The following is a 20,092-nucleotide window of genomic DNA, read 5'->3' as shown; positions in this document are numbered from 1 at the left end:
CGCCCTGCGCATCGCCCGCGACCCCCACGCCCCGGCCGACCTCCGCGGCGCCGCCCACGGCCTCCACCTCACCCTCACGCCCGACGCCTTCTGCCTGGCCGCCGCTGCCCTGCACGCCGCGGGCGACCCCGGCACGCTCGGCGACTGGCTGGCCGGCCTGTTCGCACTCGCCCGGGAGGAGGTCGCCGCCGACGCGGGCGACGGCTCCCTGCTGGCCGCCGTGGACTCCGCCCTCGCCGACCTCACCGACGCCGAGTTCCTCATCGCCCTCCCGGCCCTGCGCCAGGCGTTCGCCTGGTTCCCGCCGCGCGAACGCGAGCGGATCGCCCGCCGTCTGATCGAGCGTCGCGGTCTGCGCGGCTCCGGCCGCGCCCTGCTCCGCACCACCGCCGACCCCTTGCACCTGGCCGCCGCCCACGCCCTGGAGGAGAACGTGACCGCCCTGCTCGACCGCCACGGCCTGCGGAGCGCCCGGTGACCTCGTCCATAACCTCGCCCGAGCCGACCCCCGGACCGACGCCCTCAGCGACCCCCGACCCCGCACTGGAGCGCTGGCGCCTTGTCCTCGGCTCCCCCGCCGAGCCGTGGACCGGCCGCCCGAGTGCCGACGGCGCCGCCCCCGACGCCGCCCTGGAGTGGCTGTACGGACGCGACGAGGACCTCGACCGACGCGGCGTCCGCAGCGCCGGCCTGGGGCCGTCGCGGATCACCGCGGTCGACTGGCTGGACGACATCCACCGCCTCTTCCCCCGCGAGACGATCGAGCGTCTGGAGCGCGACGCCGTCGAGCACTACGGGATCGACGAGATCGTCACCGATCCCACCGTGCTGGAGCGGGTCGAGCCGAGCGCCGCCCTGCTGCGCGCGGTGCTCCGCACCAAGCACCTGATGAACGAGCAACTGCTCGGCCAGGCCCGCCGCATCGTGACCGCGGTGGTCCGACAGCTGATGGAACGCCTCACCCCGGAGCTGCGCCAGGCGTTCACGGGTACCCGGTCGGCCCGCCCGAGCCGGCGCCCGCTGGCCCGCGACTTCGACTTCCGCCGCACCGTCCGGGCCAATCTCGGCCGCTACCGTCCCGCCGAGCGACGGATCCTGATCGAACGTCCGCACTTCCACTCCCGCACCCGCCGGCATCTGGAGCAGTGGCAGTTGATCCTGCTCGTCGACCAGTCCGGCTCGATGGTCGGTTCGGTGATCCACTCCGCGGTGACCGCCGCCTGCCTGTGGAGCCTGCCGGGCCTGAAGACCCATCTGGTCGCCTTCGACACCCAGGTGGTGGACCTCACGTCCGACGTCACCGACCCGGTGGAGCTGCTGATGCGCGTCCAGCTCGGCGGCGGCACCGACATCGCCCGCGCGGTCGACTACGCGGCCGGGCTCGTGGAGAATCCGCGGCGCACGATCCTCGCCGTGGTCAGCGACTTCTACGAGGGCGGCGACCGGTACCGGCTACTGCGAACCGTCCGCTCGCTCACCGAGCAGGGCACCACCGTGCTCGGCCTCGCCGCACTGGACGAGGAGGCCGCCCCCGCGTACGACCGGGAGCTCGCCGGGCAGCTCGCCGACGTCGGCGCGCACGTGGGGGCCATGACTCCGGGAATGCTGGCCGAGTTCGTCGCCGAGAGGCTCGGCCGGTGACCGCCGCGACTCGCGCCGACCTGCTGGCCCTGGACACGGACACGCTGGCCGCGCTGGCCAATCGCGGCCTGGTCAAGCGCGCCGCCCGGGAGGTCGCCGCCGGGGACGGGCCGGTGCCCGCGCTCGATCCGGACGGCACGCTGCGCGGCACCTGCCCCGACGGCAGCGTCGTCGCGCTGCCGCCCGGCACCGGGCTGGACGGCGGCAGCTGCACCTGCGCCGCCCCGGGCGTGTGCCGGCACCGGATCGCGCTGGTCCTCGCCCACCAGCGTGCCGCCGCCTCCGACCCATCGGCCCCTGACCCCTGCTGGTCCCCCGGTGCGCTGGACGACGAAGCGCTGACCACCGCCGTCGGTGCCCGTGCCGTGGCCGCCGCCCGCCGGACGCTGGAGCGCGGCTACACCGCTCGGCTGCACCACGCGCGCCCCGACGATCCGCAGCCGGTCGCCGAACTCGCCACCTGCACGGTCCGGTTCCCCGTCCCCGGCGAGCTGGGCTTCGCGGTCACCGACGCCGCGCAGGACCGCCGCGGCGAGATGATCGCCCTCGCGGTCTGGGCCTTCCGGGCCGCCGACGGCCGCCCGACGGTCACGCTCGGCGGCCGTTCCGTCGGCGACCGTTCCGCGCCCGATCCCGGCATCCCGCCGGTCCTGGACGCCACCCTCGACCTCGCCCGCGAGCTTCTGCTCGACGGCGCCGTGCACGCCGGGCCGGTCCTCACCGCCGACCTCCACCGGGTGCGCGGCGAGCTCGCCGACCGCTCCCTGCACTGGCCGGCCGACCTGGTCGCCGACCTGATCGGCCAGCTCGACGCGTACGCCGCCCGGTCCACCGACCACCGGCCCGAGGAACTCGCCCTGCTCCTGGCCGAGTTGCACGCCCGTCACCGCGCTGCCGCCCACCCGGACGCGTCGCAGGCGGAGGTGCTCGGCGTCCGCGAGGCCGTCGAGACCCCGCTGCGCCGGGTCCGCCTCACCGCGCTGGGCTGCCGGATACGCGGCACCGCGACGACCAGGTCCGCCGAGATCTTCCTCGCCCACCCCGCCGCCGGCACCGTCCTGGTGCTGCGCCGCAGCTGGGACATCCCCACCGACGGCCGCCCGCCCACCGGCCACGCGCTGGCCGCCCGCCGCATCGCCGGCCACCGCCTCGATGAGCTCGCCACCGGCAACGTGGTCAGCGAGAGCGCCATCCGCAGCGCCTCCCGCCAACTCGGCCTCGGGCGAGGCCGGATCGCCGACACCACCGTCACCCCGGTCGGCACCTCCTGGACCGACCTGCCCGCCCCACTGCTGCTCACCGACCTCGACGCCCACCTGCACGCCCTCGAAGGCCGGCCACCCCGGCTGATCCGCCCCCGGATCGCCGCCGAGTCCCTGCACGTGGTGCGGCTCTCCGCCGTCGAGGAAGTCCGGTACGACGCCGCCGAACAGCGCCTGGAGGCCGCAGTCCGCGACGCCACTGGCAACCCGGCCACCCTCGCCGCCACGCACGACCCTGCCTGCCCCGGCGCCCTCGACGCACTCGCCGCAGCACTCGACACGGGCACCGTCACACACGTCAGCGCCACCGTCCACCGCGCCGCCGGCCGCACCGTCCTGGAACCCGTCGCACTCCTCGCCGACGGCACCGTCATGGTCCCCGACCTCGCCCCAGGCGCCGGCTCCGCCACCCTCAGCCCCGCCGACGCACCGCCGCCGGCCGACCCCGTCTCCACCGCCCTCACCGAGGCACTCGCCACCCTCGCCACCACCTCCCACCGAGGCCTCCGCCACGCAGACGGCCCCGCCCTCTCCCGCCTGGACCGCACCGCCGCCCAGCTGAACCGAAACGGCCTGACCACCACCGCCCAGCTCCTGCGCGCCCTCGCTGACGCCATCCGCGCAGGCGACCCGGACGCCGCCGCCCGTGCGTGGTCGGACACCGCCATCCGAGTCGCCGTCACCATCGAGGCGCACCAGGAGACGGCCGGCCGCACCTGACCAACGGCCCCGTGCGGCCCGGGACTCCAACTGAGCCGCCTCTCAGCAGTAGCCAGGCCCCCCAGCGAAGAGATCTCATCGCATTTCCTGAGGAGCACCCCCCTGCACGTGTAGGGCCGACCAAATCGCCAGACAACCTCCGCCACCGCAGCGGTATCCAGCATGTGCGACAGCAGGGCCCAACCAACCCATGACCTCGGGCAGATACCGCCGCCACCGGCCCTCAACCTCCGCGCGCGGGTACGCTTCGAGAGCGTGGGACACTGCACTGACAACTCACCTCGGAGCAAGGAGAGATGAAGGCGGCACATCAGCTCCTCTCCGGGCCACCATCCAATCGAACTGAATCAACCGGCGCCCTCTGACGCCAATCTCCGCAGGTCAGCAAGTGTCGGCCCCGCGCTCGCGGGGGTTGCTCCCTCGTCTCCGCCTACGAGAACCCCGTCCCGGCGTCGGCCCCGCGCTCGCGGGGGTTGCTCCGGCGGTGGGCCCGAGTCATTCAGGGTGGAAATGTCGGCCCCGCGCTCGCGGGGGTTGCTCGTACCGGCCGAGCCGGTGCCGAGGCGACCGGTTGTCGGCCCCGCGCTCGCGGGGGTTGCTCTACGCCAGGGATGCCCCGAAGCGGCTTGAGGCTGTCGGCCCCGCGCTCGCGGGGGTTGCTCACCGCCGCGCTGTATAGGACAGCGGGTCTCGCTGTCGGCCCCGCGCTCGCGGGGGTTGCTCCATCGCCGCCTGCCGGTCCTGGACCGCCCAGGGGTCGGCCCCGCGCTCGCGGGGGTTGCTCCTCAGGCTGGGGAGCCAGAGTGGGTCAGTGGGCGTCGGCCCCGCGCTCGCGGGGGTTGCTCCACCGTCAGGGTGTAGGGCTCCCGGACGGCGAGGTCGGCCCCGCGCTCGCGGGGGTTGCTCCGCCGGCGCCTACAACCAGCAGCTCACCTCCAGGTCGGCCCCGCGCTCGCGGGGGTTGCTCCTCTGTCAGAGGCCGCTGACGGTGCGCGCGCTGGTCGGCCCCGCGCTCGCGGGGGTTGCTCCCGGGCGGTCAGCTCGGGGAAGAGGGCGGCCAGGTCGGCCCCGCGCTCGCGGGGGTTGCTCCGACTGCTGCCGCACTCGGTCAGCGGATCGAAAGTCGGCCCCGCGCTCGCGGGGGTTGCTCCCGGCTCGTCACCCCGCACGCCTGGATGGTCGTGTCGGCCCCGCGCTCGCGGGGGTTGCTCCGTGCCCGAGGCGTTCGCGTCCGCGCCGGAGAGGTCGGCCCCGCGCTCGCGGGGGTTGCTCTCAGCCCGGCGGCTTCGAGGTGGCCGAGGTGGGATCGGCCCCGCGCTCGCGGGGGTTGCTCCGCCTCGCAGGCGGTCATCACGTACAAGCACCAATCGGCCCCGCGCTCGCGGGGGTTGCTCTTGGACCGGCCCCGGGTAGAGGGCATGCCCGCTATCGGCCCCGCGCTCGCGGGGGTTGCTCCGACCAGTAGGGGACGTTCTCGTCCTTGATGTCATCGGCCCCGCGCTCGCGGGGGTTGCTCCGGCTACTCGCTGTCGATCCCGGCCTGGCTCGAATCGGCCCCGCGCTCGCGGGGTTACTCTGATCATCAGCCAGACGTCGTGCTCGTCCTTGTATCGGCCCCGCGCTCGCGGGGGTTGCTCCGGTGACGGGGGCACAGCGGCCGAGGCATAGGGACCGGCCCCGCGCTCGCGGGGGTTGCTCCATCAACACGGTCGGCCTGCCCGGTGTCCACGAGTCGGCGCCGCGCTCGATGCTCCGGGCTTAACCTGGCTTCAGGCCGATGCCATGGATGCGTCGCGCCAGGTTGCGGCACGTCTGTTCGGCCCAGAGACGCGTGTGCTGACCGCTTCGGAGACGGTCGCGTATCCCGGCTAATGGCCCTCCGGCAAGCTCGAATCGTCCACTTTCGCAGACAGCACCGCAGACCAGGACGCACTCTCCCCGGAGCAGATCCTCAGCGCCGGAACGGCATTCGCAACCACCTGGTTCGCGGACCAGATCACCGAGGCGAAGCCAGCCCTCGCCCCGGTCGGCCCCAACAGCGAAACACAGTTGCTCAGTTACCGGCGCTACAGCAGCGACGGGGTCCTGTTGCCCATGCGGCTCGACATTACGATCTCCACCTCCGGCCGCATCATGGCATCGACTTCCAGCCGCGTATCCGCCCCCCAACTGCCCCGCCCGACCGTCCTGGTGGACGCAGCGCAGCGGGAGGCCGCGGCGTCCCGGCCCGGAAGCCGAGCCGACACTGCCTTTCTGCTTGCCAAGGAGTTCGACGGGCAGTGGCGGCCCTGCTGGGCGGTCAACCTCATCAAGGCGGGTGAGGTCAAGCCGACCGGTGCAGTAGCGTTCGTGGACGCCGTCACCGGGAAGGTCATCACGCAGCAGGGCTGAGACCCACGAGGGCAGTCAGTCGGGCCCATCGTCTGCTCAACCGCTATGGCTTGCACCCAGGCCGTGGGCCCACTCGGGTAGCAGGCTTCGTCCGACCCCCGCGAGCGCGGGGCCGATCCCATCGTGTCCCGGCCGATCGGCGCGGTCACGGAGCAACCCCCGCGGGCGCGGGGCCGATGCTTTGGATCTGCGGGTTTACCTGCGGGAGCGGGCCGAGGGGATCAGTCCGTCGAAATCGACGGGCTGGCCGGCCAGCAGGGGCCCCGCCTGGCCCTGGAGGTCAGCTACCTCCAGGGCCAGCCAGGCTCGCCTGCCACCAAGTCCCACCGGCCCGACGGGCCCCATTAGGCGGTCATCGGACCAGGATCAGCCCGCAACTGTAGGCCCGGGCATGGCCGAAGCCATGGGTGAGGGCCGCTGTGAGTGCTTGGGGGTCCGTGACGGTCAGGGTGCCGCGGATCTCGGCCCGGCTGATGAGCAGGCCGCGGTGAGGGCCGTGGCTGGAGACCTTCGGCAGGATGCGGAGGGCCAGTCGTTCGATGTCCGAGTCGACGCCGAGCCGGACCACGCCGTCCGGGGCCACCGCCGGTTCGCCGGCCGGCTGGAGGCGGCGGGCGAACCATGCCTTCACGTGCTCCGGGCGGGTGTGCGGCACCCGTACGCCCCTTCCACCTCTGCCGCCTCCGGGGACTGACGGCCCGGCTGGTCGGCTGCTGACCGGGTTGACGACCGTGCGGAAGTCGAGCCGGTCCCCGGTGCGGAAGGTGCGGTCCACCACCAGGCTGTGCGGCGGTTCGACGAGCGCCGCTCGGGGCAGGCCGCTCCAGTCGCCGGGGACGGCGGACTGCACGACCAGGGAGAGCCGGGCGGTGCTCAGGTCGACGGTCCAGCTGGAGAGCACCTTCATCTGGGCGCGGGCGTCTCGGCTTCCGTCGTCGACCCAGCCGCGGAAGCCGCTCATGACGATCCGGTGCATGTCCTGGGCGTCGATCAGCGACTTGGCGGTGAAGGGGTGCCTGGCGTCCAAGGTGATCAGGGTGTGCGTGGCGACGAATCTGGCCGCCGTACGGGCGGGGACGGGCTCGGTGGTGCGCGGGGTGTTCACGGGATGATGTCCCATTCGGTGGCGTGCGGGGCGATGGTGATGCGGTGCCGGGACTCCCAGCGCTGTCGGTGGACGGGGCCGCTCGCGAGGAACCTCTCGGGCTGGTCGCGGACCGGCCCGACGCCCGGCAGCGGGTGCGGGCTCTCAATCCAGGCCCACCGGGTCTGGCCCGCGTTCGGCGGCGGCTGCCCGTCATCGGCTGCCGGGAGCAGCGCCCGGGTTTCGAAGACCTCCGACAGGGTGCCCGGGGCGATGCCGACGAAGAGGTCACCCGAGGGCGGACAGGACTTGCGGCCCAGCCAGAGCAGGCGCTTCGGGTGTTCCAGCGCGTGGGCGATCCGTTCGAGGAGTGCACGGTCGGCATGCTGGAGGCCGACGAGGAAGGCTGCGTCGGACAGGTACCAGCGCTCGGTGATCATGGCGTGGCGGCGCACCTCGCCCGCGACCAGCACCCCTGAGCCGGGGTCCACCGCGATGTACTTCGGGGCGCCGTACCAGGAAGCCAGCGCGTGGCTGCCGAAGGATGCGGTCGTGCCCTCTCCCTGCTCGCCGACCGCTTCCAGAGCCGCGGCCCTGCGGTGGTCCGTCACGAGGTCGCGGGGGCGCACGGGATACTGTCCGCCCCCGACGGTGTGGTAATCCCGCATGGGCGTTCCGGGGCGGTCGGCCCGGACGCCGAAGAGGACGGACCCGAGTTCGTCGAGCGGATCCTCCCGGTCAAGGCCGAGGGCTGCCGCGCAGAGGCCTATCACTCCGGACTTGGTGGGCCGGGTGTGGGTGTCGCGCTGGGCGAACCGGCCTTTGATGCCCCAGGACTGCAGCGGCCCGGCCAGCCTGATGAGCAGAACGTGCTGCGGTGTATCAGTCGTGGCAGCTGTGGCAAGGGCGTCGGTCACGGCGTGAGGTCCTCGATGGAGTCCACGACGTCCACGGCCCCGGTGAGGTCGACCGTCTCCAGGAGGTCCGCGATCTCCGGGGCGTAGGTGAGGACGCGCGCGGACCGCAGGTCACCGCGGCGCTTGCTGACGAAGAGGTGGTGCCGCATCAGACGGCGGACCGCCGCCTGGCCGGCCGGGCCCTCGCCGCCGCTGCCCTCGGGGTTCTCATCCACGGGGTTCTGGAAGGCGGCGGCGTAGTTGTACGGGCGCTCGCCCTCGAAGGCGAGCACGAGTGCCGGCAGCGAGCCGGTGGAGGCGGTGGAGTTCTTCTTCGCCTCCGGCACGGCCTCGACGAAAGCGTTGACGAACTCCGCCTCGGCGGCGGTCGCCGCTTCCTCCGCTTCCTCCGCCTCCATTCCGGCCTGCCGGAGGTTGGCGCGAAGCTGTCGGCGGTCCAGGACGGCGTGCCGGTAGAAGGTCCCGGAGATCAGTGACTGGTACCCGGTCATGCCCGCGCCCGCGTCGTCCGCCGTGTCGAGGAAGCTGAGGGCGTTGCGCTTGCGGTCGAGCTTCGCGTCGTCGGCCGCTGCGTAGAAGTCCTCGATCTGCTCTGCGGCGTGCACGGTGAAGGCATGGCTGGTCTGCACCGCCCCGTCGACATTGGGCGAGTCGGCGATTTCGGCGAGGAAGCGCCCGTAGAGGGCGATGTCCACGGCGTCGCGGGGTGCGATGGCGAGCAGGACGGCGTTGCGCGTGGTCTTGGGGAGAGGGGGGAGGCCTGTGGTGCCGGACTCCGTGGCTGCCGGCGCGTCGCCGTTCTCCTGCTCCTCGGCGTTCTTCGCCGCACCGCGGCGGGGCTTCTTCGCGGCCTTCTGCTGGCCGGCGAGGTAGCTGTCGCGCCACGGCCTGAGCTCGTCGGCGTTCTCGGCGATGTGCTGGGCGATCCTGGTGCCTGCGTCGGCGGGCGCGAAGATCAGCACCTTGGTCAGATTGGCCACCGTCTTCTTGGCCGGGTCGCCGAACTTCAGGCCGCTCGCCTCGATCACGGCGCGGGCCGTGATCACGGCCTCCTCCTTCTCCCAGCCGTGCTCGGAGGACAGTTCGGCCGCCGTGAGGAGTGCCCATTCCCTTGTCCTGGTACCCATGCTCCGGCCCTTGAGGGCGCCGACGCCGGCGTTGGCGCGGTTGCGGGCGTAGACCCGCTCCGCGCGCCGCCGGGCCTGGCTGGTGATCATGTGCCGTTCGAACCCGCCGTATACGAGGGACTTGGGCTGACCGTTCTCGTCCCTGACCGGAAGCACGGCGACGAGCGTCTCCAGGAGGTGGAGCGAGAGGAACGGGCTTCGAGCGTCTGCGGTCACGCGGTCGTGTCCTTATGGTCGGTCGGGATCGTGTACTTGTCGTGCTTGGCCTACTGCTTCTGCTCGGCCTACCGGCTCTGCCGCGTGCCATTGGGCGTCCGGCTCCGGTGGACCGGGGCGTGGAAGTCGACCGACCACTGGTAGGCGATACGGGCCTTGCGGTCGTTCCAGAGGATCAGGTCCTCGGTGAGCTGCGTCCAGGACGGCGGGAGTTGGTCACAGGACCGGAGCCGGACGATGGTGTGCTGCAGGTGCCGCCACGGCACCCTCCGGCTGACGACCACCCGGTCCACGAGCCGCTGCGCGCCCGGGTCGCCCGGGCCCCGGCCCACGCTGTCACCGATGCGCGCCGCCGCCGTACCGAGACTTCCGTAGCCGTAGGCGGGCGTCGAACGGCCCTGGTGGTAGAGCGCGAAGAGGAAGGCCATCCGCTCGAACAGGTCGCGGTGGTCCTCGCCGCCGTACCAGCCGGCCCGGATGTGCGCGTTCGTCCGGCCCCTGGCCCGGCGCAGGTTGGCGAGGGTGCCGTACTCGCGGTTGCGCACCAGGGTGGTGAGCCAGGCGACAAGTGCGGTGCTGTCGTGCGGGAAGGCGTCCTCGACGGGGTACCCGTCGCGGGGGCTGTCCTCAGTCATGGGCGGTCTCCCCCCGGAGTTCGGCCGGGGCCTTGGGGTGGCTGATGTCGTCCTCGAAACGCTTAAGGGCGGTGGCCCTGGCCTGGAAGCCCCGCTCGTTGGGCGGGAGGGTGTCGAGGCGGTAGACGAGGTGGGTGCGGGCCAGGTCGGTGAGGGTCTGCGTGTACTCCAGGAGCGGAGATTGAACCGGATCTCCCGGGTTGTCGTACCCCTCATCGATCACTGCCTCCAGCAACTGGTCGAAGGGCTTGGCAGCCTCGGGCCAGAACATCCACCGTGCGTCGAACCGAGACATCTGGCGGGCCTCGTCGGCCGGCCGCGCCGCCGAGTGGACCTTCTCCGAGGCGAGGATCGCCGCCCGTTTGAGACTCCACGCCAGGTACTCGGCGATGCGCGAGCCCCGTCGGGACGCACGGTACAGGTGCGCCTCCATCGCTGGGGCGTAAGGGAAGTAGCCGTCCGTCCAGGAGACCGGCAGCGTCTTGTTGGAGATCAGACCGACGGCCCACAAGTGGTAGGGCGCACCCTGGCGTTCCCGCTTGCGCGGCAGGGAGCGCAGCCGTGCGTACAGTCCGGGCTGCGCGTCCTTCACCGCGCTGTACAGGGCGTGCGCCTCCTGCCAGAGGGCGCGCGTGGGCGACGGCCACAGGGGCTTGACCTCTCCACCGGTGGTCCGGCTGAACACAGCGTCCTGCAGGTGCTTTTCCGGATCGAGTTCGAGGACCTCGCCGGCTCCGATCAGCACGCGGTCGACGACGATCGCACCGTCCGGATCCCGCTTCGGTCGCAGCAGGACGGAGCGGCCGAGTGCGCTGTGCAGGTCGGCAGGGCTCTCCGGCACCCGGGGGCGGGCCCGCACGGCGAAGTTCCGGCGATTGACGGAGCCGCTGGTCCAGGAGGTGTTGAGCCGGCCCGGATCTCCCTCGGGCGGATAGAGGTTGAGCCGCAAGGTCTCGCCGAAGGTACGGCCGAGGGGAACGACCCGAATTCTTCCCTGCAACCGCCCGGTGGACAGGTTGGTGACGGTGGGTCCGAGGATCCTGCCGGTGATCCTCGCCCTGCCGTACGTGCCGTACGCGTGCTGGGCGAGCATGGCCCGGAACGCGTCGGCCGCCGGCAACGGCTTGCCGTCCTCGAGATGGTGGTGGTCGAAGAACTGGTTGTAGTCACCGGCCCGCTCGATGACCAACTGCGCGGTGCCTGTGCCGCTTTCGTCGAAGGAGGAGGCCAAGAGGGAGTTCTGGCCGAGGGGCGTCACGGGGTGGAACAGGTCCCAGTGCTCGTCCGGCTCACCGGCCAGCCACTCCGCCGCGGGGTGGAGGCCGTGTTCGTCACGGATCCACTCCCGCCATTCCTCGGGCGTGCTCGGACAGGTACCGGAAGCGAAGCAGATGGCCATGACGAACTCGATGACGGCGACCGTCTCGCCCGGGGTCGGACAGTCGATTGTCGTCAAATCATCTGCCTGATCGAGGAGTTCGCACAATGAGAGCGGAACCCTGGCCCCTTCGGGCGTCACGGAGGGAATGCATGGCTCTCGCCGTGGATCCCAGCTGAGGCGCTGCTCGACGGGGGCCGAAGGGTGCTTTAGCGGCAAGGCCCTGCCTATCACTTCATATGATCGCGACTATCTGGCACGGGAGTTGACGCTCCCACGCAGAGCCCGACGCTAGCACCCGCGATCGGATCGTGTAGCTCGATCGACCGGATTGCCCCGCCATCCCGATCCGGGATGGCGGGGCACCGGCTGGCTCCACGGATGCAGAGGAAGACCGCGGTCGGCACCTCGTCAAAATACCGTACGCTACGGGCACCCTCCGCGCGCTGCGGGCGCCCGCTCACCTGGACTGGCGACGCCTGGCGAGAATGACCAGAGTGGACCGGGCATCACGGCGGCGGGCCGGGGTCCGGGCCAAGACCGAAGCAAGGGCCACGATCGCGAGGACGACCCCGTACAACAGGCCAGCTCCCGCAGCCAGCACGGCGGCCATAGTTGCGTCCTGGGTCAGCATGGAAAGCACGGCCATGGGGAGATCCTTCTGTCGGGGGCCGTCTGCGGCCCGCGGTCGATGGGCCCAGTTTCCGACGGCGCTCGGGTGCGCCGCTGTTACGGGTGGGATTTCCGCAGGCCAGGGGCCCTTTATTCACCCAGCACAGGAGCAGGAATGGTCAGAAGTACGGCGCCCGGGGCGGCACGCAAGAGCCTCGGGGCGATGCTGCAGGAATTGATCGACGCCCGCGGCATCGGCCGGCGGGCCGCCGCGCAACTCGTCCCGAACGGCGCGTTGCAGGAATCGACCCTCCGGCGCTGGTGCCACGGCGAGGCCGCTCCTCACGCAACAGCCGCTTTCTGGAGCCTGATCGAGCACTTGCAGGCCCCTGACGACCAACGCCTCCATCCGCACGAGGAATGGGCGGCTGCTCTCCGCGCTGCCCAAGGGGAGACGATCAGAGACCGGCGCGCACGGAGAGGCGACTCGGAGGAGCACGACAGGGAGCGCGAGCGCGCCGCGATGAACGCCTTCGTTCGTGATCGGACTCCGCAGGCGGCCTCGCACCTGTGGTGGCACGCGCAGCTTCCCGCCGGAAAGACGGCTCTGCTCACCGACTACGCGAAGCAGCCGCCGGAGGACACCGACGTCTTGATCTGTGTCCTGTCCGAGAAGAACGGGATGAACACCCGTACCGGATTCATCGCCGAACTGCGCCGACAGCTCCAGGTGCCCGAGCCCCGGAGGAAGACGTCCGCCGAGGCGGAGTTCATGCGCCTGCTCACCAAGGCCGCCGGTCAAAGCCGAAGGCAGAAGCGGCAACTCCTCCTTGTGGTCGACGGCTTGGACGAGGACCTCGCCTGGCCGACGGCTGGGGCGCCCGGTGAGACCGGGGTGACGAGCATCGCCGCGCTTCTCCCGGCCGCTCCCCCGGCGAACGTCCGCGTCATCGTCTCCAGCCGGCGGAGCGGTCCGCTGCCCGCCGACGTCCCCGAAGGGCACCCACTGCGCCTGCGCGAATGCCTTCGCCCACTCACCGTGGGCGACCGGAGCGAAGACGTCGAACAGGCATGCTTCGCGGACCTGAAGCGGCTGCGCACAAGCGACTTGGGCCGGGCCGTCACCGATCTGCTCGCCCTCACGGACAGCGGGGGCGGCCTGCGCGCGGTCGACCTCGCGGAGCTGACCGGGGCCTCGGTCGAGGACGTGACCGGCCTGCTGCACAGCAGGGAGCAGCGCTGCATCGTCTCGGGCGAGGAATCGGCCGGGGCTCACCTGCTGAGCCACCCCGGCATGCCGCACGCCATCCGGCGGGAGTGGGACCAGGCCACCGTCGAGCGCCACACCCGTCGGCTGCACGCCTGGGCGGCGCGCTGGCGCGAGGCCGGCTGGCCCGAGGGCTCTCCGACGTATCTGCTGACCGAGTATCCGCAGATGCTGGACACGGCCGGTGAGCGCGGACGGTTCCTGCTCGACCCGCTGCGACAGCTGCGGGTCAAGGCGGCGCTGGGTCCTCAGGCCATGCTCGACCAACTACGCCTTCTCAAGTCCGAGTTCAAGGCAGTCGAGGTACCGGATCCTGAACGGCAGGAGGCCGAGACCGCCGTCCGGCTGGCTGCGGCGCTGGATCTCATGCAGCGCCGGGTCGGACCGGTCCCGCCTCGGGCACCTGCGCTCCTCGTGCAGGTGGGGAGCGTCGCCCGCGCCTGCACCGTGGCCCGCTCGGAGCCAGAACTCGTGCTGCGAGCCGCCCGGTTGGCCGAGGTCGCCGTCGAAGCGGCACGCGTCTGGCACCCCGATGCCGCCGCGATCGCGCGGGAGGCGACCGACTGCTTGGTCCGCGCGGGCCGCTACACTCCGCGCACCGGCGGCTTCTTCGAGGACGCCTGTGCGGAAGTGGCCGAGGCAGCACGCGCGTTGAAAACGCTCGGCATAAGGGATGAGGCAAAGGCGCTGTTTCGGGCCGTGGTGCTCAGCGACGCGGCCGACATGGATGCACTCGCCGAAGGAGCGGTCCTCCTCTCCGCTGATGGCCCCGAGCGCTTCGTCGAAGCCCTGGAAGAGCACGCGGAGGAGCTGAGCGAGGTCGACCCGCGGGCCCAGGCCATGGCCGTGGACATCTGGGCGACCATCGCCCGCGCCTCCAGCTCCCGCAGCGTCGCGAACCTGGACCGCATCGAACGCCTCTGCAAGGCCATCGACCTGTCCGACGGGCTGATCGTGGTGGACGTTCTCGCGCTCGCGGCCCAGGCCTTGGCGAGCATGGGCCGCCGGTCGAAGGCCTGGGAAGTGCTCAAGATCGCGCGGGACCGACTGCACACTGCCCTGGTCAGGCTGGACTCCCCCGCCGACCGGGCCCACCGGGGACGCGAGTTCTCCGGCACGATGGCCCGTATGGTCCGCGCCGAGACCGCGGCCGGCACCGGCCTCAAACCTCACCTGGACGCCAAGCTGCTGGTGACCGCCCTCGGCCAGGGAGTTCGCACCGGCGTTCTCGGCGACGACCAACTGGAGCGGGCTGAGGCCTTTCTCTCAGCAGTCGACGAACAGGTGGCAGCAGAGCACGCCGCCCACCTCGCGGCGAAGAAGGAGCAGCGGCGGGCCCACCGGAAGAAGGTGGACGCGAGCGCGAAGGACTTGGCGGAGGAACGGAAAAGCAAACGGAACCTCACTCAGGCTCCCCCGGCCCGAAGCGCACGGCCACATGGTCAGCCGGACAAAGAACCCTCACCGCCCACCGTTCCGGACCGAAGCCCGGCGCTCGAAAACCACGAGCCCCTCCCTCGTCCGGTCACCCTGCTCCAGTACGCGGAACAGCTGGTGCACGACGGCAACCTCGAACTCGGGCGCGAACAGCTGGAAGCGGCTGTCCGCTCCTCGCTCCCCGACGCCCCGATCGTTCTGAGCGCCCGCGCGGCCGAGGAGTTGCTCCGGGCGCTCGGTGCTGCCGGTGAATTCGGACAGACCGAACAGCTGATCAGCCTTTCGGCGGAACCAGCCGACCGCGCCCGGTACTTGGCCGCACTGTCGATGGGGTGCTCTCTCGGCGGTCGATCGCCGGAGGCGGTTGCGTACGCCCACGAGGCCGCCCGGCTCATCCCTCCCGCGCCGCACTTCGCCGTACGAGGAGCCGTCGCGCAGGCCCTGGCTCATGCAGGGGACGCGGAAGCGGCGGTGGAGGTGGCCCGGATGGAGGAGTCGGCAGATGCCAAGGCTTCCTCTTCCGTACGGGGCAGACGGGCTCGACGCACGCTGGTTCTCGTCGCCGCCGGCCTGGCACGGCACGATCCGGAACGGGCCGCTGAACTGATCGGGCCAGCGGTCCAACTGGTACAACGGCGCGTCGGCTCCGGCCGCCCGGTCAGCCAACTCCCGGCGCTGGCTGAACTGCTGCTCGCACTCCCCGATCCGACGCGACCGGGGACGGAGGTCAGCGAAGCGATCCGGCTCGCCTCGGAGTTCACGAACGGGCCTCGACAGACCTGGGACAGGGAGTCGACGGTGCTCCTGGCCGTGCTGCGGCGGCTCGGCTGCGCGCCCGTACCTGGACGCCCCGCCGGTGAGCTGGACGAGTGGCTGCGCTCCCTACGGCCCGAACGGGCTCCCCACGCTGAACTCGCCCTGCTCAGCTCCCTGGACGGCGACGCCGCCGATGCCCGGCGCATCGCGGACGCAGCACCGACGCGGGCGGCGCGGGCCATTGCACTGGCTGCTGCCGCCCGCGTCCTGACGGGGACTCCGGCAGTCCTGCCCGTCGAGGAGCCGGAGGACAGCGCCGTGCAATTCTGCCTCACCCTCGTTCATACTCGGGGAGGCCGTCCCAGCCGCACAGACGCGGACAGGGCAGCAGCCCTTGGCTTCCTCCGGGAGCTGCTCGCCGACGGGGGTTGGACGCAGGCGATCCCTTTGCTGCCCCAACTGGTTCCCGAGTCTTTGAGCCCCCTGAGTAAACTAGTCACCGCATACGTCAGCGGACGCCCAAGCACCTGACGAAGGCGGTCACGGCTCTCCGATGAGACTGGCCGCCGCTCGCTCCTGTCGTTGGCCATCCGTGGACGTGACTCCGCACGAACCAAGGAAGCCCAGCAGAAGAGGAGAACTATCCGGGGAAGGGCCTGTGAGCCACAGCCAAGGAGTAGGACCCGCGCTCGCGGGGGTTGCTCCAACGTCCCGCTGTTCGCCAACCGCAGCGACGCGTCGGCCCCGCACTCGCGGGGGTTGCTCCCAGGCCGCGCACGTGGCGTTCCGCCGTAAGCAGTCGGCCCCGTGCTCGCGGGGGGGTTGCTCCGAGCCGGCGTACTGGTGACGGTCGCTCCACGCACCGGCCCCGCGCTCGCGGGGGGGTGCTCCTACGGCCCGCAGACTCAGAAGACTGTCGCCAACTCAGTCCCGCGCTCGCGGGGGTTGCTCCTTGGGGACGGTTTCGCGTCGGCCGAGCGGCAGGTCAGCCCCGCACTCGCGGGGGGTGCTCCCGTCGGTTGAATACGGTGTCGTTGTTGGGGTCGTCGACCCCGCGCTCGCGGGGGTGCTCCTTCTTCACCTACCAGCCGGCTTTCCTGCTGCGGTCGGCCCCGCGCTCGCGGGGGTTGCTCCTCTTCACGGGTCAGAATGGGTTCATCGGTGGTGTCGGCCCCGCGCTCGCGGGGGTTGCTCCGTGATGGTGGACGCCCTCGGCGCGTTCCTAAAATCGGCCCCGCACTCACGGGGATTGCTCGTGCCGGATCGTCAGCCTCGGCGGCGCCACCGAATCGGCCCCGCGCTCGCGGGGGTTACTCCGGCTTCGTGGTCGGCTTCAACGTCCCGGCCGCGTCGGCCCTGCGCTCGCAGGGGTGCTCCCGCGGGTCCTTGAGGGTGCGCACCAACTCGTTGTCGGCCCCGCGCTCGCGGGGGTTGCTCCGGCGAGTGGACAGGCATGCTCGACCCTGATCGCATCGGCCCCGCGCTCGCGGGGATTTCTCCGGATCGGTGGCTCCAGACACCTCCCAGTCGTTGTCGGCCCCGCGCTCGCGGGGGTTGCTCCACAGAGCCGCCCCCAAGAGGACGTACTCAAAGGCGGCCTTGCCATTACGGTCCGTCATCTGGACGGGTCGGCTGACCTCGCGACGATGGTCGGCGGTCTGAGCCCAAATCAGATCCAGGTGTAGTTGGCGTTGGTGATCTCGGGCAGCCCGAAGGACACCACGGGGGCATCCGGGGCCGCGAGGGCGGCGAGGGCCGAGCCGATCGGCGGGAAGAGCGGAAGATCGGTGATCTTGCGGTAGTCGATCCACTCCACGTGGCCAACCTCATGGCTGCCGTCCGGGAGTTCGTCGTACTCCTCGGTCGCCAGCTCGGCGCGAATCTCCGGTGTGATGTGCACCCGGTAGAAAAGGTGGACCTTGCGCGGCGACGGGGTCGGGCCGGGCCGCTCCAGGCGGGCATCCATGAACCACATCAGCTCGGCGCCGGCCACGTGCTCCGGCTCCAGGTTCAGTTCCTCCTTCAGCTCGCGGGCCAGGGCGTCGGGCAGCGCCTCGCCGGGCAGCACGTTGCCGCCCACGGTGGTGTAGTGCACGGAGCCGGGGCGCTCCCGGCGCAGCAGCGCGACCTCGGCGCCGCAGAAGACCAGGCCGCTCACGCGGATCTTGATCTTGCTGAACGGTTGGTCGGTCGTCGCTTCGGTGGTGCTCATCAGGGTGGCTCTCCTCGGTGGGTGGCGGTCAGCTGGGGCGTGTCCCAGCGTGGCCCCCCGGCCGGACGGCCGGGAGGAGTCGGCGAGTTGGTTCTAGCGTGCCCCGGGGAAGCCGAGGGCAGCCCGGGCTGCGGCCTGGGGAACGTGTTCGATCTCGACGCCGGTGAGCCGGAAGCGGCGCAGCTTGCATCCGGTCGCCCGCATGACGGGCGAGAGGTGACAGGGGTCCATCTCCTCGATGAGGACGGTAGGTCGGTCCGTGGGCGGGTTCTTGCGGCCAGCGGCTCCGCGGGGCAGCGGCACGCTGGTGTGCGGCAGGGGCGTGATGCGCCAGATCGGGCCGCGGACGCTGGAGAGGCTGGCCTGGCCGAAGCCCCTCTCCTCTCGCAGGGTCATCGGCTCGCCGTTGGTGGGGGCGAGGCCCCGAAAGAGCTGCTGTGCACGACCCTGGTTGACGATCTGTCCGGTGTCGATGCTGAAGTCCCGGGAGAAGAACGCGGCGGCCGGGTAGCCAGCGGTGAGCAGGGCGCGGGCGTGGACGCTGACCATGGGGAGCACCTGGCCGCGCAGGTGGGCAGCGGCGGCCTTGTCGATGTCGTCCAGGTGCTGCGCACGGGCTCGGAGGACGGACAGGACGGCGTCGATGTCGGCGGCCGTGGCGGCGGGGAACGGATCGCGCCGGCCGAGTCCGCGAGCGGCCTTGTGGGCGAGCAGTGCCCCGAGGAAGTGCCGGGTGGCGTCGGTGTACCCGGACACCTTGCGGGTGTGGCTGGTCGGGTACAGGTTGAGGGCGGTGAACCGTCCGTCGGGGTGGAAGTCCGGGTCGGCGCTGTAGTAGTCGCCGTCCGCGTTGGACAGGCGGTGCAGGCGGACGGTGGTGGCCGTGTGCGGCACGGCGAGGACGCCGTTCAACGCGTCCCGGACGGTGGAGGTGCTCGGCTGGAGGTGGTCGCTGACCACGTGAAGGTAGCGGATACCGGGCTGGTCGAGGACGGGCTGGTGCCGGTCGTCGAGGCGCTCGATCCGGGTTTCCGGGATCGGGTCGCGGCCGGGCTGCCGGGCGATCAGCAGGTGCGGGCCGCAGGCGAGGACGTGGTGGCCGTCGATGTGGGTGTCGGTCAGATCGGCGATGCCGACCAGGGGGGCGAACCTGAGCTCGACCGCCGCGGTGGCGGCACCGTGGCCGATCCGGTCGAGCACCGGCCGGTACGTGGCGAGGGCGTGCGCGAGGTCGTGGGTGTACTGATCGCGTGAAGTGCCCGGGGCTTTGCCGATGAACCCGGTGGCGTACGGGGTGAGCGAGAAACGGATGCCGTCGAACACCGCGCCGTAGTCGGCGACCAGGCGCTGGTGCATGGCCGTCAGCTCGGCGGACTGGGAGGAGAAGCCGACGCTGGACATGCGCATCTTGACGCCGAGGACGTCGCGGGCGAGTTCCGCGTAGAGGTCCAGGTGCGGGTACGAGGCGATGTCGTTGTCCAGGTAGGGGAACAGGACACCGGGGCGGTGGATGCGGCCCTGGGCGATCCCCAGACCTCGGGCGGAGGCCTCGTCGGCGAGCGCGTGCGCGAGGCCGGTCAGGCCCCGCGGGGTGAACCGCCACAGGTCGCTGCCGGCGAACTGGGAGCACATCGCGCAGCGGTTGACGCACCCGATCTCGGGCGCGAGGTACTGGAGGTGCGTGAACGCGTCGTCCGGCAGAGTAGCGAGCTGTTCGCGCAAGGCGCTGAGCGCTTCCGTGGTCACGAGGCTTTCCCTTCCGGGGCGTTGGCGGGAACCAGATGGTGATCGAGGGCGGCGAGCAGGCGGCGCCCGGCCGCGCTGAGGCTGTGCGGAGTCTCGAACGGGCCGTCGGCGGTGGTGATGGCCTCGGCCGTGCCAATTTCCGCGCCAGGCAGGCACACCACGTCGGGCTCGGGCAGGGTGGCGAGGAGCACCTGGCCCGGTCCGGCCTGGGCGGGGTGGGAGCCGGGGCCGACCCAGCGGAGGCCCCCGCCTACGGGCTGATAGATGCCGGGGCCTCGCAGGCCGTCCACGGTCACCGGGTGGGTGCCACGGTGACGGAGCTTGAGGTAATACGGGCCCGGCGCGGCGCTGGTGGCCGCGTCGATCGTTGCCGCGTTGAAGACATCGGGGTCGGGCAGCCAGTCCACCCGACCGCCGAGCAGCACCGCCAGGTGCGCCACGGTGAACGGAGGCAGGCCGCGGAGCTGCTGGTTGACGCCGGACACCTCCGTGGTGCCCTGGTTGCGGCAGTTGATCTCGTTGAGGAACACCCGGCCGTCGTCGGTCAGCAGCGCGTCCAGCCCGAACAGCCCGGCCATCCGGTGCTCGGACCACGCCCATTCGGCGATGCGCACCGCGGCGTCGACCACGGCTTCGGCGGCGGGACGGGGCCACGGCATGTTCCAGACGTTCCCGGCGCTCTTGGCAGGGC

General features: G+C 71.7%; 13 protein-coding genes and 1 CRISPR repeat array. Of the genes, 5 read left to right on the top strand and 8 right to left on the bottom strand.

All coding sequences use genetic code 11. The features are described 5' to 3' along the window. The 4 genes from J0670_RS07445 to J0670_RS07430 form a co-directional block, all read left to right on the top strand. Positions 1-478: DUF5682 family protein (locus J0670_RS07445; protein WP_243436663.1), on the top strand; the 478-nt coding region annotated here is incomplete at its 5' end. Continuing rightward, complete coding sequence (locus J0670_RS07440) at positions 475-1,641, top strand: VWA domain-containing protein (protein ID WP_307806426.1); 1,167 nt, start codon at positions 475-477, stop codon at positions 1,639-1,641. The genes J0670_RS07445 and J0670_RS07440, both read left to right, overlap by 4 nt. Beyond that, positions 1,638-3,623, top strand: coding sequence for a hypothetical protein (locus tag J0670_RS07435; protein WP_207810591.1), 1,986 nt, complete (start codon positions 1,638-1,640; stop codon positions 3,621-3,623). Before J0670_RS07440 ends, J0670_RS07435 begins: the two co-directional genes overlap by 4 nt. A gap of 390 nt (positions 3,624-4,013) precedes the next feature. Further along, a CRISPR array of direct repeats spans positions 4,014-5,321; the repeat unit is 27 nt; unit sequence TCGGCCCCGCGCTCGCGGGGGTTGCTC. A gap of 396 nt (positions 5,322-5,717) precedes the next feature. Beyond that, entirely contained in the window at positions 5,718-6,014 is a 297-nt protein-coding gene (locus J0670_RS07430) for a hypothetical protein (RefSeq protein ID WP_207810590.1), read from the top strand. Positions 6,015-6,366: 352 nt separating this feature from the next. On the opposite strand, the gene J0670_RS07425 is transcribed toward J0670_RS07430, so the two are convergent. The 5 genes from J0670_RS07425 to J0670_RS07405 form a co-directional block, all read right to left on the bottom strand. Further along, positions 6,367-7,119 carry a type I-E CRISPR-associated protein Cas6/Cse3/CasE gene (locus tag J0670_RS07425; protein WP_307806425.1) on the bottom strand — a complete coding sequence of 251 codons (753 nt, stop codon included), beginning with the start codon at positions 7,117-7,119 and terminating at the stop codon, positions 6,367-6,369. Then, positions 7,116-8,015 carry a type I-E CRISPR-associated protein Cas5/CasD gene (gene cas5e, locus J0670_RS07420; RefSeq protein WP_207810588.1) on the bottom strand — a complete coding sequence of 300 codons (900 nt, stop codon included), beginning with the start codon at positions 8,013-8,015 and terminating at the stop codon, positions 7,116-7,118. The genes J0670_RS07425 and cas5e overlap by 4 nt, the downstream gene beginning before the upstream one ends. Further along, the gene (locus J0670_RS07415) at positions 8,012-9,358 is read right to left on the bottom strand and encodes a type I-E CRISPR-associated protein Cas7/Cse4/CasC (RefSeq protein ID WP_207810587.1); all 1,347 of its coding nucleotides are present in this window, start codon (positions 9,356-9,358) and stop codon (positions 8,012-8,014) included. The genes cas5e and J0670_RS07415 overlap by 4 nt, the downstream gene beginning before the upstream one ends. A 68-nt stretch (positions 9,359-9,426) precedes the next feature. Beyond that, positions 9,427-9,993, bottom strand: coding sequence for a type I-E CRISPR-associated protein Cse2/CasB (gene casB / locus J0670_RS07410; protein WP_207810586.1), 567 nt, complete (start codon positions 9,991-9,993; stop codon positions 9,427-9,429). Further along, a complete protein-coding gene (locus J0670_RS07405; protein ID WP_307806424.1) occupies positions 9,986-11,605 on the bottom strand; it encodes a type I-E CRISPR-associated protein Cse1/CasA in 1,620 nt (539 codons plus the stop codon). The genes casB and J0670_RS07405 overlap by 8 nt, the downstream gene beginning before the upstream one ends. A 601-nt stretch (positions 11,606-12,206) precedes the next feature. Between J0670_RS07405 and J0670_RS07400 the strand changes: the two genes are divergently transcribed. Next, a complete protein-coding gene (locus J0670_RS07400) occupies positions 12,207-15,974 on the top strand; it encodes a hypothetical protein (RefSeq protein ID WP_207810585.1) in 3,768 nt (1,255 codons plus the stop codon). Positions 15,975-17,112: 1,138 nt separating this feature from the next. On the opposite strand, the gene J0670_RS07395 is transcribed toward J0670_RS07400, so the two are convergent. From J0670_RS07395 to J0670_RS07385, 3 genes are all read right to left on the bottom strand, one after another. Then, a complete protein-coding gene (locus tag J0670_RS07395; protein ID WP_207810584.1) occupies positions 17,113-17,655 on the bottom strand; it encodes an NUDIX domain-containing protein in 543 nt (180 codons plus the stop codon). A 93-nt stretch (positions 17,656-17,748) separates the two neighbouring features. After that, on the bottom strand, positions 17,749-19,401 hold the full coding sequence (locus J0670_RS07390; RefSeq protein ID WP_207810583.1) for a hypothetical protein: 1,653 nt from the start codon (positions 19,399-19,401) through the stop codon (positions 17,749-17,751). After that, the coding region (locus J0670_RS07385) for a hypothetical protein (RefSeq protein WP_207810582.1) at positions 19,398-20,092 on the bottom strand (695 nt) is incomplete at its 5' end. The genes J0670_RS07385 and J0670_RS07390, both read right to left, overlap by 4 nt.

The organism is Streptomyces sp. FH025, assembly GCF_017427025.1.
Taxonomy (GTDB): Bacteria; Actinomycetota; Actinomycetes; order Streptomycetales; family Streptomycetaceae; genus Kitasatospora.
Note: the sequence above shows the minus strand (reverse complement) of the source record. Positions and strands in the feature narration are given on the sequence as shown.

Coding starts and splice junctions, on each gene's coding strand:
- J0670_RS07430 (WP_207810590.1), top strand. CDS start 5,718: ATGCGGCTCGACATTACGATCTCCACCTCCGGCCGCATCATGGCATCG.
- casB (WP_207810586.1), bottom strand. CDS start 9,993: ATGACTGAGGACAGCCCCCGCGACGGGTACCCCGTCGAGGACGCCTTC.
- J0670_RS07400 (WP_207810585.1), top strand. CDS start 12,207: ATGCTGCAGGAATTGATCGACGCCCGCGGCATCGGCCGGCGGGCCGCC.
- J0670_RS07395 (WP_207810584.1), bottom strand. CDS start 17,655: ATGAGCACCACCGAAGCGACGACCGACCAACCGTTCAGCAAGATCAAG.